General features: G+C 62.3%; 17 protein-coding genes and 1 tRNA gene. 9 read left to right on the forward strand and 9 right to left on the reverse strand.

Going from position 1 to position 13621, the window contains the following annotated elements; genetic code table 11:
* Positions 1–119: 119 nt before the first annotated feature.
* Positions 120–557, forward strand: a complete 438-nt coding sequence (locus K3136_RS06040) for a response regulator (protein WP_221431969.1) — start codon at positions 120–122, stop codon at positions 555–557.
* 239 nt (positions 558–796) lie between these two features.
* Here the strand turns inward: K3136_RS06040 and K3136_RS06045 are convergent, their stop codons facing one another.
* Positions 797–1450 (reverse strand): Crp/Fnr family transcriptional regulator, encoded by a 654-nt coding sequence (locus K3136_RS06045; protein WP_221431970.1) that lies wholly within the window; start codon positions 1448–1450, stop codon positions 797–799.
* 260 nt (positions 1451–1710) lie between these two features.
* On the opposite strand from K3136_RS06045, the gene K3136_RS06050 reads away from it, so the two are divergent.
* Positions 1711–2502, forward strand: a complete 792-nt coding sequence (locus tag K3136_RS06050; protein WP_221431971.1) for a response regulator — start codon at positions 1711–1713, stop codon at positions 2500–2502.
* A gap of 111 nt (positions 2503–2613) precedes the next feature.
* Here the strand turns inward: K3136_RS06050 and K3136_RS06055 are convergent, their stop codons facing one another.
* Positions 2614–4272, reverse strand: coding sequence for a CHASE domain-containing protein (locus K3136_RS06055; RefSeq protein WP_221431972.1), 1659 nt, complete (start codon positions 4270–4272; stop codon positions 2614–2616).
* Between the two features lie 222 nt (positions 4273–4494).
* Here K3136_RS06055 and K3136_RS06060 point away from each other — a divergent pair, with 222 nt between their 5' ends.
* The 3 genes from K3136_RS06060 to K3136_RS06070 are packed head-to-tail and all read left to right on the forward strand — an operon-like array spanning position 4495 to position 6510.
* Positions 4495–4680 (forward strand): NepR family anti-sigma factor, encoded by a 186-nt coding sequence (locus K3136_RS06060; protein ID WP_221431973.1) that lies wholly within the window; start codon positions 4495–4497, stop codon positions 4678–4680.
* Complete coding sequence (locus tag K3136_RS06065; RefSeq protein ID WP_221431974.1) at positions 4680–5288, forward strand: sigma-70 family RNA polymerase sigma factor; 609 nt, start codon at positions 4680–4682, stop codon at positions 5286–5288. Before K3136_RS06060 ends, K3136_RS06065 begins: the two co-directional genes overlap by 1 nt.
* A gap of 43 nt (positions 5289–5331) precedes the next feature.
* Positions 5332–6510, forward strand: a complete 1179-nt coding sequence (locus tag K3136_RS06070) for an AI-2E family transporter (RefSeq protein ID WP_221431975.1) — start codon at positions 5332–5334, stop codon at positions 6508–6510.
* 57 nt (positions 6511–6567) lie between these two features.
* Here K3136_RS06070 and K3136_RS06075 read toward each other — a convergent pair whose 3' ends face one another.
* Complete coding sequence (locus tag K3136_RS06075; protein ID WP_221431976.1) at positions 6568–7179, reverse strand: superoxide dismutase; 612 nt, start codon at positions 7177–7179, stop codon at positions 6568–6570.
* 174 nt (positions 7180–7353) lie between these two features.
* On the opposite strand from K3136_RS06075, the gene glmM reads away from it, so the two are divergent.
* From glmM to thiD, 3 genes are read left to right on the forward strand one after another with little or no spacing between them, the layout of a single operon-like run.
* Positions 7354–8691 carry a phosphoglucosamine mutase gene (gene glmM, locus K3136_RS06080; protein WP_221431977.1) on the forward strand — a complete coding sequence of 446 codons (1338 nt, stop codon included), beginning with the start codon at positions 7354–7356 and terminating at the stop codon, positions 8689–8691.
* Complete coding sequence (locus tag K3136_RS06085) at positions 8691–8915, forward strand: DUF1272 domain-containing protein (RefSeq protein ID WP_221431978.1); 225 nt, start codon at positions 8691–8693, stop codon at positions 8913–8915. Before glmM ends, K3136_RS06085 begins: the two co-directional genes overlap by 1 nt.
* Positions 8912–9733: a bifunctional hydroxymethylpyrimidine kinase/phosphomethylpyrimidine kinase gene (thiD, locus tag K3136_RS06090; RefSeq protein WP_221431979.1), complete on the forward strand. Its 822-nt coding sequence runs from the start codon at positions 8912–8914 to the stop codon at positions 9731–9733. Before K3136_RS06085 ends, thiD begins: the two co-directional genes overlap by 4 nt.
* On the opposite strand, the gene K3136_RS06095 is transcribed toward thiD, so the two are convergent.
* Both K3136_RS06095 and K3136_RS06100 read right to left on the reverse strand, forming a co-directional pair.
* Positions 9730–10620 carry an LOG family protein gene (locus K3136_RS06095; protein WP_221431980.1) on the reverse strand — a complete coding sequence of 297 codons (891 nt, stop codon included), beginning with the start codon at positions 10618–10620 and terminating at the stop codon, positions 9730–9732. The genes thiD and K3136_RS06095 overlap by 4 nt on opposite strands.
* A gap of 53 nt (positions 10621–10673) precedes the next feature.
* Positions 10674–10749: transfer RNA gene (locus K3136_RS06100), tRNA-Trp, on the reverse strand.
* A 90-nt stretch (positions 10750–10839) separates the two neighbouring features.
* On the opposite strand from K3136_RS06100, the gene aat reads away from it, so the two are divergent.
* Positions 10840–11523, forward strand: coding sequence for a leucyl/phenylalanyl-tRNA--protein transferase (gene aat / locus K3136_RS06105; RefSeq protein WP_221431981.1), 684 nt, complete (start codon positions 10840–10842; stop codon positions 11521–11523).
* Here aat and K3136_RS06110 read toward each other — a convergent pair.
* The 4 genes from K3136_RS06110 to K3136_RS06125 all read right to left on the reverse strand — a co-directional run bounded on the left by K3136_RS06110 (position 11472) and on the right by K3136_RS06125 (position 13500).
* Positions 11472–11966: a DUF2155 domain-containing protein gene (locus K3136_RS06110; RefSeq protein ID WP_221431982.1), complete on the reverse strand. Its 495-nt coding sequence runs from the start codon at positions 11964–11966 to the stop codon at positions 11472–11474. The genes aat and K3136_RS06110 overlap by 52 nt on opposite strands.
* 2 nt (positions 11967–11968) lie before the next feature.
* The gene (locus tag K3136_RS06115) at positions 11969–12364 is read right to left on the reverse strand and encodes an NADH:ubiquinone oxidoreductase subunit NDUFA12 (RefSeq protein WP_221431983.1); all 396 of its coding nucleotides are present in this window, start codon (positions 12362–12364) and stop codon (positions 11969–11971) included.
* 63 nt (positions 12365–12427) lie between these two features.
* Positions 12428–12940: a DUF192 domain-containing protein gene (locus K3136_RS06120; protein ID WP_221431984.1), complete on the reverse strand. Its 513-nt coding sequence runs from the start codon at positions 12938–12940 to the stop codon at positions 12428–12430.
* Positions 12922–13500, reverse strand: coding sequence for a regulatory protein RecX (locus K3136_RS06125; protein ID WP_221431985.1), 579 nt, complete (start codon positions 13498–13500; stop codon positions 12922–12924). Before K3136_RS06125 ends, K3136_RS06120 begins: the two co-directional genes overlap by 19 nt.
* Positions 13501–13621: the final 121 nt, after the last annotated feature.

The raw sequence follows: 13621 nt of genomic DNA on the forward strand, positions 1-13621 counted from the left end.
CGTGGCGCCGCGGCAACACCGGGCTGCACAATCGCATCACACGGGAACCGCAAGGCCCCGAGCGCCGTTCAGTTCTGGGGAGCCGCGATGGGGCGGCATTCCGGTATTCACGGATCACCATGAAGCGCAGCGGCAATAAAAAAGCAGCGAAAAAGCTGCCCCCTCACGTCCTCGTGGTGGAAGACGATGCCATCCTCTCGATGACCATCGAAAATGCGCTCGACGATGCGGGCGTGGGCAAGATCGAGCTTTGCGCGAGCACCGAAACCGCGCTGGAGGCACTCCGCCGCAAGCGACCCGATGCGATCGTGCTCGATGTGCACCTGTCCGACCGGGACGACGGCTGGGCGATTGCAGAACTGCTGCGCACGCTCGGGCCCGACGGACCGCGGATCATATTCTCGACCGGATCGCCCGAAGACATTCCGGAAGAGATCGTGGCCCTGGGTTGCGTGCTGGAAAAGCCGTACGACCCTGCGGACCTCGTAGAGCTACTCGGCAGGCCCGAGCGCACCGGCATTTTCTCGCGCCTGCGCGGCGCCCTCACAGCCAAGTAAATTCGCCAAGGCCCAGTGCCGATCCGCCTGAAGCGGGGGCCTTCCCTGCGCCCGGCAGACACGGCGTGTGGCCATACAAGAAAAAAGGCCTCCGCTCTCTAGGAGCGAAGGCCTTTCGGGATCGTATCACCAGCCGCTTGGACGGGAGGGGGGGTCTCGGCGGTGACATAAGCTAAATGACCCAGCAGGAATGGGGTTCCCCGATCAGATCAATTTTTTTTGAAAGGCTATTTTGCGCCCTAGATATACGGACGTGTACTGCGACCGCTGCGGTCGAAACCCGAATAATCCGACGCCTTTTCAAGGTCGGGCACGCACAATTCGCGCGCGCTCCATTCGACCAGGCCTTCGCGGTCGAGCGCTCGGATAGTGCGATTTGTGTGGACGAGCGAGAGGCCCAGCATGTCGGCGATCTGCGACTGGGTGACGGGTATCGACAGCGTGTTTCCTTCATCGGCTACCCCCGTCGCAAGCGCACGGTCGAGAAGCCAGGTGGCAAGATAGACGACCCGCTCCTTCGCGCTGCGCTGGCCGAGCGAGACGATGTGGCCTTCAAGCTCGGTCTCCTCCTTCGCTGCCAACCACGTAATATCGTAGCCGAGGCGCGGGTGCTCCTTGATCAGCGATGTGAAATCGGCCCGCGGGAAAACGCACAGGCGGGCCGGGATCAGTGCCTCGACCGTGTGGCTCGCCGGTTCGTCGAAAGCGCCCTGAAGTCCGACGAGATCCCCCGGAAACATGAAGTTCACGATCTGGCGCCTGCCATCTTCCAGCGAAAGGTAACGGATCAGCACGCCTTCGAGTACGGTATAGAGAGAGCGCGCATGATCGCCCTCGCAAAGCACGGTGTCGCCACGCTCGCAGCGGACCTCGCCGTCCTTGAAATTGTTCATATATGCCCGTTGCCGATCCTCCAGCGGGCGCAAGCCGCGGCAATCCTGGAGCGGGCATTTCAGGCAATTATAAGGATCGGAGACTTCAAACACCGCAGCACCCCCATGTGTGGCGAAATCCAGTTCTCGCCGGAGCGTTTCGTCGGAGCGTTTCGTCGGAGCAAATATGTCTTTTGTCAAATCGCGGCAATCTGCCAGTAGCTTACGGAACCTAACTCGCGCACGGGCGTTCTCCACGCGCAAACCACGGAAGGGGTTATATGTCGCTTGGTGACCAGATTGCTAAAAACCTGCCTTACTTGCGCCGCTATGCGCGCGCGCTGACCGGATCGCAGGCAACCGGAGATGCCTTCGTTCGCGCCACCCTCGAGGCAGCGCTGGCGGATGAACAGCTCAAGTCTTCGCTCGAAGGTGGCCGCGTGCCGCTGTATCGCGCTTTCAACAAGGTATGGGCCAGTGCCTATCTCGATGTGAGCGACGAGGGCGAAAGCGGCAGCCACGAAGGCGCCGCCCAGAACCGTTTGAAGTCCATCACTCCGCTCAACCGCCAGGCCCTGCTTTTGACCACGCTGGAAGATTTCAGCGTCGAGCAGGCCGGAGAGATCATGGATCTAGAGGCCGAGGAAGTCGAACGCCTCGTGCAGGAAGCGGTCGGCGAAATCGACCGCGAAAGCTCGACCAGCGTGCTGATCATCGAAGACGAGCCGCTCATCTCGATGCAGCTCGAAGACCTCGTGACCTCCCTCGGCCATGAAGTCTGCGGTACCGCTGCAACGCGCACACAGGCGCAGGAAGTCGTCGCCGAGAAGACACCGGGCCTCGTGCTCGCGGATATTCAGCTCGCCGATGGCTCTTCGGGACTCGATGCGGTCGACGACATCCTTGCGATCGATAGCGTGCCGGTGATCTTCATTACCGCTTATCCCGAACGCCTGCTGACCGGCGACCGTCCCGAGCCGACCTATCTCGTGACGAAGCCGTTCCAGGAACAGACAGTGCGCGCGGCGATCAGCCAGGCCCTGTTCTTCGGATCGAGCCGACCGCTCGGCTGAGCAGACGAGAAGTCAAAAGGGGAAAGGCCGCCCGGAGACGATCCGGGCGGCCTTTCTTTTTGCCTCGAGAATGGGAAGAAGCTGGGGCAGCGCATGGTAGCCCCGCGCGGTTCAGTGCCCCCTGGTGGAAGGGGAGGAGCTGCGCAGTTCGAATTCGCTCGGCTCCCTGACCGGGACCAGCAAGGAACAACGCACACCTTCGGGATCGAAGTCGAGTTCCACCGGATGGCGCAGCTCGTGCGCAACGATCTTCTCGATCAGGTCGGTGCCGAAACCGCGCTTTTCAGGCTGTGAAACTTCGGGACCGCCGCTCTCCACCCAATGGATCCGTGCGAGCTTATCGTTCACGAGCAACCAGCGCACCTCGACTTTCCCTCCGGTGCGACTGAGCGCGCCGTATTTGGCGGCATTCGTCGCCAGTTCGTGGATCGCGAGGCCCAGCGATAGGGCATCGTTCGGCGCCAGCTCGACATCGGGACCGCTGATCTCCACCATGTGATCATCGTCATTGGCATAGGGCGCCAACTCGACATGGACGACCGATGCGATCGGCGTGGTACCCCATTCGGAATTGGTCAAGAGGTCATGCGTCGCCGAAAGTGCACGGATGCGATTGTCGATGCCGGTAGCAAATTCATCCAGCGATTCCGCGCGGCGGCGCGTCAGCGCCACGATCGACAGCACATTGGCCAGCGTGTTCTTCACCCGGTGGTTGAGTTCACGGGTTAGCGAATTGCGGATCGAGTTCTGCTCGGCGAACCATTCCAGCGAGCGGCTATCTTCCTGTGCCTGTCGGGTCAGCAATCGGGCGACGACCAGCAGGAGGCTGGCGACCGCAAGACCGAACAACAGCGTGATCATGGACAGGGGCGAAAGGACGCCGTCACGGCCGGACTGCACCACGAGGACCATCGTCCGATTTGCAAGATCGACCTCACGTTCGACCGTCTCGCCCTCCTCCCTCCAACCTTCCAGTTGCGCCATCAGCTGACGCTCGTCACCGCGAATATCGTAGAGCCTGATCGAGGCATCTTTCCCTCGCGTGAGGTCGGCGGCCGACGAGAGAAACTGCGACGCGTTGAACGGGCTGTAGATGAAGCCCTTGAGACTGCGGGACGCACCGAAACCGTCGAAAACAGGCATATAGATGATAAAGCCGGCATCCGAACCGCCGCCTTCCTGCATCAGCGTGATCCGGCCGGAGGCAGTTGGCCTGACGGTACGGGTTGCTTCGTCCATCGCTTCGCGGCGGACCTCTTCGGAATACATGTCAAATCCCAGCGCGCGCCTGTTCCGCAGCGTATCGGGCTGGAGATAAAGGATCGGGACGAGTTGCCGGCGCGGTTGCTGTTCGAGCGATGGCGTGATCTTCGTCAGACCGACCCGCCCTTCGTTCAGGGCTTGCTCGAACTGGGTGATTTGCGAGGTGCCGATGGCAGGAGCCCAGCCGATACCTTCAGCGCCGCGATAATCCGCGTCGAGCCGAAGTTCGGAAACGAAGGTACGAAACATTTCTGCCGTGACCTGGTCCTGCGCCCCGAACAGGGCGGCACCGGCGCGGAGAAATGACGAGTTCGAATAGGCGCGCCGTTCGATAGCCGCGGCCATCGTAATCGCCTGGCGGTTGAGTTCGGCAGTATCGCGGACTCGCTCGCCGCGCTCGATCGAAAAGACAGCCAGGACGGTGATCGCCGCGATAAGCGCAAAAATGGCAAGCGGCGCGGCGCGCGGATATTCCACGAGCCATCGCTTGCGCTTCCCCCTAGCCATGAGAATGGTTTCGACCAGTGTGTTAACTCACTAGAACTGCCTGTGTGCGCCTACTATCCTCAGGTGCGCAGATTGTTCCACGGCTGCCAAGTCTTTTGCATCGAGAATGGAACGTAATCGCCCCGGTTGCGTTCAGCGTGCACATGGGATCGAACACCGGGGGCTATATCGTGCATCGCGCGCGAGGCCTCCTCCGGAATGGCAAGGACGTTACCAAAAGCGATGAACGCTTCGAAAACTTCAGAAAATCAGCCCGAGAAGGGCTCCGACGACGCGAAAATCCCGCGTCGCAAGGAAGCGCAGCCCGAATGGGCCAATGGCCTGCGCAAGCTGTATGATTCGGTGGTAGAAGAACCTCTGCCGGACACCTTCAAGGATCTACTCTCGCAACTGGATGCCAAGGACTGATGGGGGCTACGGAACGGACGGCTTCCGAAAAGGCCGACTTCAAACGCGAACTCACCGAGGTGGTGCCGCACCTCCGCGCATTCGCCCGCGGGCTTTGCGGCCGCGCCGACATGGCCGACGATCTGGTGCAGGAAACCCTGCTCAAGGCATGGGCCGCGCAGGAACGCTTCCAGCCGGGCACCAGCATGCGTGCATGGACCTTCGTGATCCTTCGCAACGCCTATCTCACCGACATGCGCCGCAATCGCTTTCGCGGCGAGTATGACGAGACCGTCGCCGAGCGCGTCCTGACCGCTCCTGCCGGGCAGGAAGAACCGATTCACCTGTCGGATATGCACCGTGCGCTGCTGACGCTGCCTCCCGAGCGCCGCGAAGCCTTGCTGCTCGTCGGGGCAGGCGGGTTCTCCTACGAGGAAGCCGCGAATATCTGCGGCTGCGCAGTCGGCACCATCAAGAGCCGAGTGGGCCGCGCCCGCTCAGCTCTCAACACGATGCTTGCCGACGGCTCGATCCCCAAGCGCTCTATCGATGACGACACTGCCCACCGCGCCATTCTCGAGGAGCTCGACGATGTGGCGGCCGGCCAGGGCGTAGCGGCGCGCAGTTGAGGGTTCTTGCCCTCGCCCTGACATCGCGGCACACAAGGAAGCGATGAGCGACGGCGATCAGATCAGCGACGGCACCGCCAGCGAACCGGCCCCTGCGGTTCGCGGACGGCGCCTTGCGTTCGCCGAACAGGAACTGCGCCTGATTTCGGCCCTGGTGGTACTGATCGGGCTCGGATTGTTCTTCGCCCTGCCCTTCGTTCTTTCGATCGGTTCGGTCGTGTTCCTGCCGGTGGTCACGGCAATCATCCTGACCGTCATCCTCTCGCCCCTCGCCGACAGGCTCAATGGCTGGGGCTTTCCCAACCTCCTGGCATCGCTGACCTCACTGTTGTTCTTCTTCGCCATCCTGTTGCTGGCGCTCGCGCTGATCCTGCAACCGGCGGTGACATTGTTCGACGAACTGCCGACCATGGTGCAGAACGTGGCCGACCGGTTTACCGAATTGCGCAACCGTTTCGCGTGGATCGGGCAGATGAACGACCAGCTCGCCGACCTCATGAGCCGCGGCGAGGAACGCGAAGTCGTCGTGGCGACGCCCAGCCTGCTGGAAGAACTCGCCTTCGCCACACCGAGCTTCGTGATCGAGACGATCCTTACCCTGCTCATGACATTCTTCATGATCGAAGCGCGTGTCCGCCTGCGCCAGCGCCTGCTGTTCGGGCGCACCAGCTTCGGCACAAGCATCAAGGCCGCGCGCGTGCTGCGCGAGGTGCAGGATCGCGTCGCGGCCTATATCCTGACCGTCGGCCTCATCAATCTCGGCGTTGGTGTGATCGTCGCGCTGGGTGCGTGGGCGCTGGGTGTCGACGCGCCGATCATGTGGGGCGGTCTGGCCGCGATCCTCAATTTCCTGCCCTATATCGGCCCGACGCTCATGATCGCGCTGCTCGCGCTGTTCGGTATCGCGACGACGGAAACCATCTTCATCGGCCTGATCCCAGCGGCGGCCTATCTCGGGCTCCATACGATCGAGGCCAATGTCATCACGCCGTCGATCCTCGGCGCGCGCTTCACCATGAACCCGGTGATGATCCTGATCGCGCTGTCCTATTTCACCTGGATCTGGGGCATTTTCGGCGCGCTGCTGTCGGTGCCGATCCTGCTGATGCTGACGGCACTGTTCGACCATGTCGGACGGCCCAACCTCGTCGGCTTCATCTTCGGCGAGCCGCTGTTCGCCAACAACGTCCTGGAGATGTCGCAAGATAACCCCGATACGTAAAAGGCCCGCAGCGCAGGAGCGCGGCGGGCCTTCTTTACCTACCGATGGCGGCAGTTATCAGCAGGGATAGGTCCATGCCGTGCCGCGAACGAGGTTTTCGCTCGCGAAGCTCCAGTTGAGCTTGCCATTGACCGCGTCGAGATAGGCAGGACGCGCGTTCTGGTGGTCGAGGTAATAGGCATGTTCCCAGAGGTCGATGACCAGCAGCGGGTTCACGCCGTCCTGGTCGGCCAGCGTATCGCCGTCATGCGTTTCCTCGATGGTGAGCTTGCCATCCTTGACCGCAAGCCAGACCCAGCCGCTGGCGAAATGGCCGGCGCCGCGTTCAGCGAGCTTGCTCTTGAGATTGTCGACCGAACCGAAAGCATCGTCGATCATGCTCTTGAGTTCGTCCGAAGCCGCAGTTTCTTCCGCAGCCATCGAGTGCCAGTAGAAACCGTGGTTCCAGCTCTGCGCCGAGTTGTTGAACAGCCCCTGGTTGCTGCCGCGCGCCGAAGCGATCACTTCTTCAAGGCTTTTGCCGGCAAGGTCGGTGCCTTCGATCGCGGCATTGGTCTTGTCGATATAGGCCTTGTGGTGCTTGCCGTGATGGAAGCTCAGCGTTTTTGCGGACACGGCCGGTTCCAGCGCCGTGTCGTCGTAAGGAAGGTCGATCAGCTCAAAAGCCATGCGAATTGTCCCCTCTTGGGTTGGTGTGAATATAATTCCGTTGCGACCCTAACGCACCAGAGCGCGCGAAGTTGCACTAAGCTGCGGCGAAAGGAACGGAAAGGGGGGTGAGCAGTCTTTTCTTCGTGACTTTTCCGCGTCAGAAGGGCGCCGCAGACAGACAAGGGGATCCGGATGTCGCGCAAGTTTTTCGGCACCGACGGTATTCGCGGGCGCACCAATGAAGGCGTAATGACCGCCGCGACCGCGATGAGGGTCGGCCAGGCGGCAGGCACGCATTTCCTGCGCGGAGGGCATCGCCACCGCGTCGTAATCGGCAAGGACACGCGCCTGTCGGGCTACATGATGGAAAGCGCGCTGGTGGCCGGCTTCACCAGCGTTGGCATGGACGTGATCATGACCGGGCCGCTGCCGACGCCTGCGATCGCGCTGCTGACCCATGAAATGCGCGCCGATCTCGGCGTGATGATTTCCGCCAGCCACAACCCCTTCGAGGATAACGGCATCAAGCTGTTCGGACCCGATGGCTACAAGCTGTCGGACGAGGCCGAAGCGGCTATCGAACGCCTGCTCGGGCAAGAACCGCTGCTGGTCGAACCGCGCCGGATCGGCCGTGCCCGCCGGATCGACGATGCCGCCGGTCGCTATATCCACGCGGTCAAGCAGTCGGTCGCCACCGATATCCGATTCGATGGCCTCAAGGTCGTAGTCGATTGCGCCAACGGCGCCGCTTACCAGGTCGCCCCCAGCGCGATCTGGGAACTGGGTGCGGAAGTCATCGCCATGGGCGTCTCGCCCAATGGCACCAACATCAATGACGGGGTCGGTTCGACCGCTCTCGATGCGATCAAGGCCCGCGTGGTCGAGGAAAGCGCCGATATCGGTATCGCGCTCGACGGCGATGCCGACCGGCTCATCGTCATCGACGAGAAGGGCGAGGCGGTCGACGGCGACCAGATCATGGCGCTGATCGCTACACGCCTGCACGCACGCGGCGATCTCAAGGGCGGCGGCGTGGTCGCCACGGTCATGAGCAACCTCGGCCTCGAACGCTATCTCGACAGTATCGGCCTCACGCTGGAGCGGACCAAGGTCGGCGACCGCTATGTCCTTGAACGGATGAAGGAAGGCGGCTTCAATGTCGGCGGCGAGCAGTCGGGCCACATGATCCTGACCGATTTCGGGACCACCGGGGACGGTACCGTAGCGGCGCTGCGCATCCTCGCCAGCGTGGTGCGGTCCGGAAAGAAGGCGAGCGAATTGCTCCATGTCTTCGATCCTGTCCCGCAGCTGCTCAAGAACGTGCGTTATTCGGGCGGCAAGCCGCTCGAGAATGAAACGGTAAAGTCCGTGATCGCCGAGGCGGAGAAGGAGCTTGAGGGCTGCGGACGTCTCGTGATCCGGCCCTCGGGCACCGAACCGGTAATCCGCGTGATGGCTGAAGGCGACGACGCCGCGCAGGTCGAGACCGTCGTAGACCGCATTTGCGATGCCGTGAGAAAGGCCGTCTGATGCTGGAAATGCGTCCCGATTGCGAACGCTGCGGTACGGACCTTCCCGCCGAGGCACCCGGCGCATTTATCTGTAGCTTCGAGTGCACCTTCTGCGCCGATTGCAGCGATGCGCTGGATGATCTCTGCCCCAATTGCGGCGGCGAGCTGATGGATCGCCCCACCCGTGCCGCCAAGCTTCAGGAAAAATTCCCGCCGTCCACGGAGCGCAAGTTCAAGGGATGAGCGAGTTCACCTCCCCTCCCCGCATCCTGTCCATCGCCGGGTCCGACAGTTCGGGCGGCGCGGGCATACAGGCCGATATCAAGACGATCGCCATGCTCGGCGGCTACGCCATGACCGCGATCACCGCGGTCACCGCGCAGAATACGCGCGGGGTACAGCAGGTGGGCGCAATGCATCCCGACCTTGTGATGGAGCAGGTCGAGAGCTGTATCGGCGATATCGGTGTCGATGCGATCAAGATCGGCATGCTCGGATCGCCCGAAATTGCGCAAAGGCTTGCCCAACGGCTCGACACCTTCGCAGGGCCCATCGTGTTCGACCCCGTGATGGTCGCCACCAGCGGATCGGTCCTTGCCGACGAGGCCACTATCGCAGGCTTCGATGCGCTGATGAAGATCGCGACCGTGGTCACGCCGAACCTGCCCGAACTCGCGGCCCTGACAGGGCGCGCGCAAGTCGACAGCGAGGAAGTGTTCGAGGCGGCACTGGATCTGGCGCGCAAACACGACACCACGGTGCTGGCCAAGGGTGGGCATGGCGAAGGCGATCAGGTGATCGACTATGTCGTATCGGCCAGCGGCAAGCTTGCCAGCTTCGGCCATTCGCGGATCGACACGCGCCACACGCATGGCACGGGCTGCACGCTTTCGGCCGCGCTTGCCACGCTGCTCGCCATGCGCCAGCCGCTGACCCATGCGGTGCGGATCGCGCGCGCCTTTACCTATGCAGCGATCGAGCAGGCACCCGGCTTCGGTGAGGGGAGCGGACCGCTCGGCCACCATGCGGTGCGCAAGCTGTCCACTCCCGACGAGGCCTAGCGTTCGAGGCCGTAGAAACCGGAGATCTTTTCCCAGGCCTCGTCCGCAGTTTCCACCCAGCGGAACAGGTCGAGATCCTTTTTCGAGATCGTACCTTCTTCGGCGATCGCCTCAAAATTCACCACCCGGCTCCAGAAATCCTTGCCGAAAAGCAGGATCGGCATGGGCTTCATCTTGCCCGTCTGGATCAGCGTGAGAAGCTCGAAGAATTCGTCGAAAGTACCGAAACCGCCCGGGAACACGGCGACTGCCTTGGCACGCAGCAGGAAGTGCATCTTGCGCAGCGCGAAGTAGTGGAAGTTGAGCGAAAGGTAAGGCGTCACATACTGGTTGGGCGCCTGCTCGTGGGGCAGGATGATGTTGAGGCCGATCGATTCGCCGCCCGCATCGCTGGCACCGCGATTGGCAGCTTCCATGATCGAGGGGCCACCGCCGGAGCAGACGACGAACTGGCGCTTGCCGTCTTCGATGATCGACTTTTCAGTGACCATCCGGGCCAGTTTACGAGCTTCGCCGTAATACTTGCTCTTCGCGACGAGGCTCTCGACGACCTTGCGCTCGTCTTCGGGCAGGTCCTTGGCGCCGGCCAGTGCCTCTTCGGCGGCCTCGGGCGGGGGAATGCGGGCGCTGCCGTACATGACCATGGTGGAGCCGACATTGGCTTCATCCAGGATCATTTCTGGCTTGAGCAGTTCAAGCTGGAAACGGACAGGGCGCAATTCCTCGCGCAGGAGGAAATCCTTGTCCTGGAATGCAAGCTTGTAGGACGGATGCGCCGTTTGCGGCGTATGCTGCTCCAGCCCCTTCTTTTCGAATTCGGCTTCTTTTTCTGCCGGGTAGAATTTGCGATCCTTCAGATCGCGCTGGCGTTTTTCTTCTTCTGTCATGGGTCAGCGCGATAAAGCGCAGCGACGCGGGCGACAAGCAGAATGGAAGAAAATGGCAGGGGTGACAGGATTCGAACCCGTGGCCCTCGGTTTTGGAGACCGATGCTCTACCAGCTGAGCTACACCCCTGCAGCCGGAAGCGCGCGCATTAGTAGAGGTGCGCGCACTTGGCAAGACACGTATCGCACGCGCGCACAAACTGTTAGGCTCAATCACGCCATGCATGCCCCCGTTCCCGACCTGATTCCGGCAGAATTGCTCCTGCGCGCCTATCGCAGCGGCATTTTCCCTATGGCCGACCACCGGAACGACCGCGAGGTCTACTGGGTCGAACCACGCGAGCGGGCGATCATCCCGCTCGATGGCTTCCGCATGTCGAAGAGCCTGAAAAAGGTCATCCGTCAGGACCGGTACCGCGTGACCTGCGACAGGGATTTCCCGTCCGTCATCTCCGCCTGCGCCGAACCGCGCGAAGAACATGCCGAAAGCTGGATCAGCCACCAGATCGAGGCGAGCTATATCGCGCTGCAGGAACAGGGCCATGCCCATTCCATCGAAGTGTGGGAGGGGGACAGGCTGGTCGGCGGCCTCTACGGCGTCGCCTTCGACCGGGTATTTTGCGGCGAGAGCATGTTCTCGCGCGCCGACAATGCGAGCAAGGTCGCGCTTGCATGGCTGGTCGCGGCGATGCGGGCTTCCGGCTATGTGTTGCTCGACTGCCAGTTCATGACCGACCACCTCGCCTCACTGGGCGCGGTCGCCATGCCGCAGTCGCAATATCTCGGGCTGCTGCATTCGGCCCGCGGCATTCCTTCGGGGAGAATACCGCAGGCGATTGCCGCGGCGAACGCTCACTCTTCGCCCGGGTATTCCATCGCGCAGGCCTTGACCCACACGTCGTAAATCGGGTGCTCGACCACGTTGATCGAAGGCTTGTTCTTGTAGAGCCAGCCGGAAAATACCTTGCGGAAATCGCTTTCGCTGCCGCGTTCGAGCACGAGCAGCTGGACGAAGGCGCCCTCGTCCTTGTCATACTCCCACGGCGCAGTGCGCTCGCAGGCGCTCACCCGGACGATCACATCACCGACACGCTGCTGTTCGCCGGGCTTGAGCTCCAGGTCCTGGCTCAGATTGTTGCGCTTGTTGAGCAGGCCGATGGTGGCGACACGCTCTTCCATCGGCGTGCCGATCCCGGCTTCCTCGGCCACGATCGCGGGCGGTCCGGCACTTTGCAGTTCTTCGGGAATTTCGGTTTCGACAGGCGCCGGCGCCGTCGGATCGTCCGGATTGTCCGAACAGGCGGCCAGCAAGGCGACGCCGGCCAGCAATGCGCCCGCGCGCAGCATCCTCAGGCGTCCGGCGACCAAGCTTCGTAGTCGCCCACGGCACGGGCGCGTTTGCCGCCCTTTTCCAGCGCGCCCTGCGGACGATAAGCAGCGGCCGTACCGGTGGCATTCGGCGTGAAGTCGGCTTCCCAGATGCGCGGCGGCGGAAGGTTGCTTTCGGGCACATCATCGAAAGAGCCGTGCAGCCAGCCATGCCACTCGCTCGGCACGTTGCTGGCATCGTTGCTGCCGGAATAGATCACCCAGCGACGTTCGCGCTGGCCCTTCTTGGGCTTGGACCGGAAATATTCATTGCCCTGCGCGTCGCTGCCGACCTTTTCGCCGTTGCGCCAGCTCCACAGGAGCGTTCCGATGGTGGCACCATTCCACCAGGTGAAGATCTTGCCGAGGAAACTCATGGCCGCGCGCCTAGCTGATTCGCGCGCGCAGGCCAAGCATCTAGCGAGGGCGCCAGCACGCTTTTACCACTCCACGAGGTCGCCGGGCTCGATGCCCAGTTCTTCCGCCCTGCCGCCGCGCAGTTCGAGCACGCCGCTGGTCGAGCCGACCGAATAGACCGATTCGAGCGAATAGGGCTCGGTCATGGCAGCGATATTGAGAATGCGGCCATCGGTGCCGATGAAGATGATATCGAGCGGGATCGGCGTATTCTTCATCCAGAAACTGCGTGCGGTCGGCTGGTCGCTCGGGAAGATCATTGCTTCCCAGTCGCCGAGCTCGGTCCGGAACATCAGGCCCTTCGCCTGCGCTTCGCGGCTGGCCGCCAGCTCGGCCCGGAACTGGTGAACATCGTCGCCGCTGGTCACGGTGACCGGAATGATCTCAAGGCCCGATACCGGATGAACGCTGGCTGCAGCCTGCTTTTCTGCACTGGCAGGCGTCGCCTCGGCCGTGGGTTGCGGCGAACAGGCTACAAGCGCCGTCGCCCCGAGTGCGATGGCAATGCCCCGCAATTTCAATCCTGTGCGTCCCATGCCCAATTCTCCAGATCCTCGATCGATGGCGCTTCGCTGACGCGGCGCGCGTGCTCGAATGAATGGCCCGCGCGGATCATTGCGGCAAGCTGCTTTTCGCGCCGCTTGTGCGCTTCTTCGACCGTTTCGTCGTGTCGGGCAGCGGCAAAGGGTCCGAACCGCCGCCGTTTGGCGAGCGCCACGATCGCTTGCCGCGCCTCGGCTTCTTCCGGTGCGGTATCGCTGCGTAGCTGTTCTTCGATGCCGGCCGCACGCAGGGTCTGCTCGACCCGCCGCGCGCCATAGCCCCGTGACAGCAGTCCGTTGGCCTTGGATCGAGCATAGGCTTCGTCATCGACATAGCCTTTTTCCGCAAACCGCTCGACCAGCGCCTCGATATCCGGCTGAGCGTCATCCTCCCAGCCACGCTCGCGAAGCTTGCGCTGGAGATAGCTGCGCAACTTGCCGGTAGAGGTCGCGAAACGCGCCACATAATGCAGCGCGAGATCGTTCAGCCGCGTGCGATCAAGCGGTTTGGACGGGCGGCGAGTGCGACGAGATGTTGCGGAAGCTTCAACCATCGGCCATATTCTTGCCACACTCCTTATCGATTGGGAAACGTCAAGTGACGGGCCGCTATAGGGAGAGCGGCACAATACTACATTAGGGTCGCCGTAAGGCACTGATTTTCAAAAGGTATCA

Source organism: Qipengyuania gelatinilytica, from assembly GCF_019711315.1.
GTDB lineage: Bacteria > Pseudomonadota > Alphaproteobacteria > Sphingomonadales > Sphingomonadaceae > Qipengyuania > Qipengyuania gelatinilytica.

Bases quoted from the DNA above. Each gene is read 5' to 3' on its own strand.
- K3136_RS06040 (WP_221431969.1), top strand. From the start codon at position 120: ATGAAGCGCAGCGGCAATAAAAAAGCAGCGAAAAAGCTGCCCCCTCAC.
- K3136_RS06045 (WP_221431970.1), bottom strand. From the start codon at position 1,450: ATGAACAATTTCAAGGACGGCGAGGTCCGCTGCGAGCGTGGCGACACC.
- K3136_RS06050 (WP_221431971.1), top strand. From the start codon at position 1,711: ATGTCGCTTGGTGACCAGATTGCTAAAAACCTGCCTTACTTGCGCCGC.
- K3136_RS06055 (WP_221431972.1), bottom strand. From the start codon at position 4,272: ATGGCTAGGGGGAAGCGCAAGCGATGGCTCGTGGAATATCCGCGCGCC.
- K3136_RS06060 (WP_221431973.1), top strand. From the start codon at position 4,495: ATGAACGCTTCGAAAACTTCAGAAAATCAGCCCGAGAAGGGCTCCGAC.
- K3136_RS06065 (WP_221431974.1), top strand. From the start codon at position 4,680: ATGGGGGCTACGGAACGGACGGCTTCCGAAAAGGCCGACTTCAAACGC.
- K3136_RS06070 (WP_221431975.1), top strand. From the start codon at position 5,332: ATGAGCGACGGCGATCAGATCAGCGACGGCACCGCCAGCGAACCGGCC.
- K3136_RS06075 (WP_221431976.1), bottom strand. From the start codon at position 7,179: ATGGCTTTTGAGCTGATCGACCTTCCTTACGACGACACGGCGCTGGAA.
- glmM (WP_221431977.1), top strand. From the start codon at position 7,354: ATGTCGCGCAAGTTTTTCGGCACCGACGGTATTCGCGGGCGCACCAAT.
- K3136_RS06085 (WP_221431978.1), top strand. From the start codon at position 8,691: ATGCTGGAAATGCGTCCCGATTGCGAACGCTGCGGTACGGACCTTCCC.
- thiD (WP_221431979.1), top strand. From the start codon at position 8,912: ATGAGCGAGTTCACCTCCCCTCCCCGCATCCTGTCCATCGCCGGGTCC.
- K3136_RS06095 (WP_221431980.1), bottom strand. From the start codon at position 10,620: ATGACAGAAGAAGAAAAACGCCAGCGCGATCTGAAGGATCGCAAATTC.
- aat (WP_221431981.1), top strand. From the start codon at position 10,840: ATGCATGCCCCCGTTCCCGACCTGATTCCGGCAGAATTGCTCCTGCGC.
- K3136_RS06110 (WP_221431982.1), bottom strand. From the start codon at position 11,966: ATGCTGCGCGCGGGCGCATTGCTGGCCGGCGTCGCCTTGCTGGCCGCC.
- K3136_RS06115 (WP_221431983.1), bottom strand. From the start codon at position 12,364: ATGAGTTTCCTCGGCAAGATCTTCACCTGGTGGAATGGTGCCACCATC.
- K3136_RS06120 (WP_221431984.1), bottom strand. From the start codon at position 12,940: ATGGGACGCACAGGATTGAAATTGCGGGGCATTGCCATCGCACTCGGG.
- K3136_RS06125 (WP_221431985.1), bottom strand. From the start codon at position 13,500: ATGGTTGAAGCTTCCGCAACATCTCGTCGCACTCGCCGCCCGTCCAAA.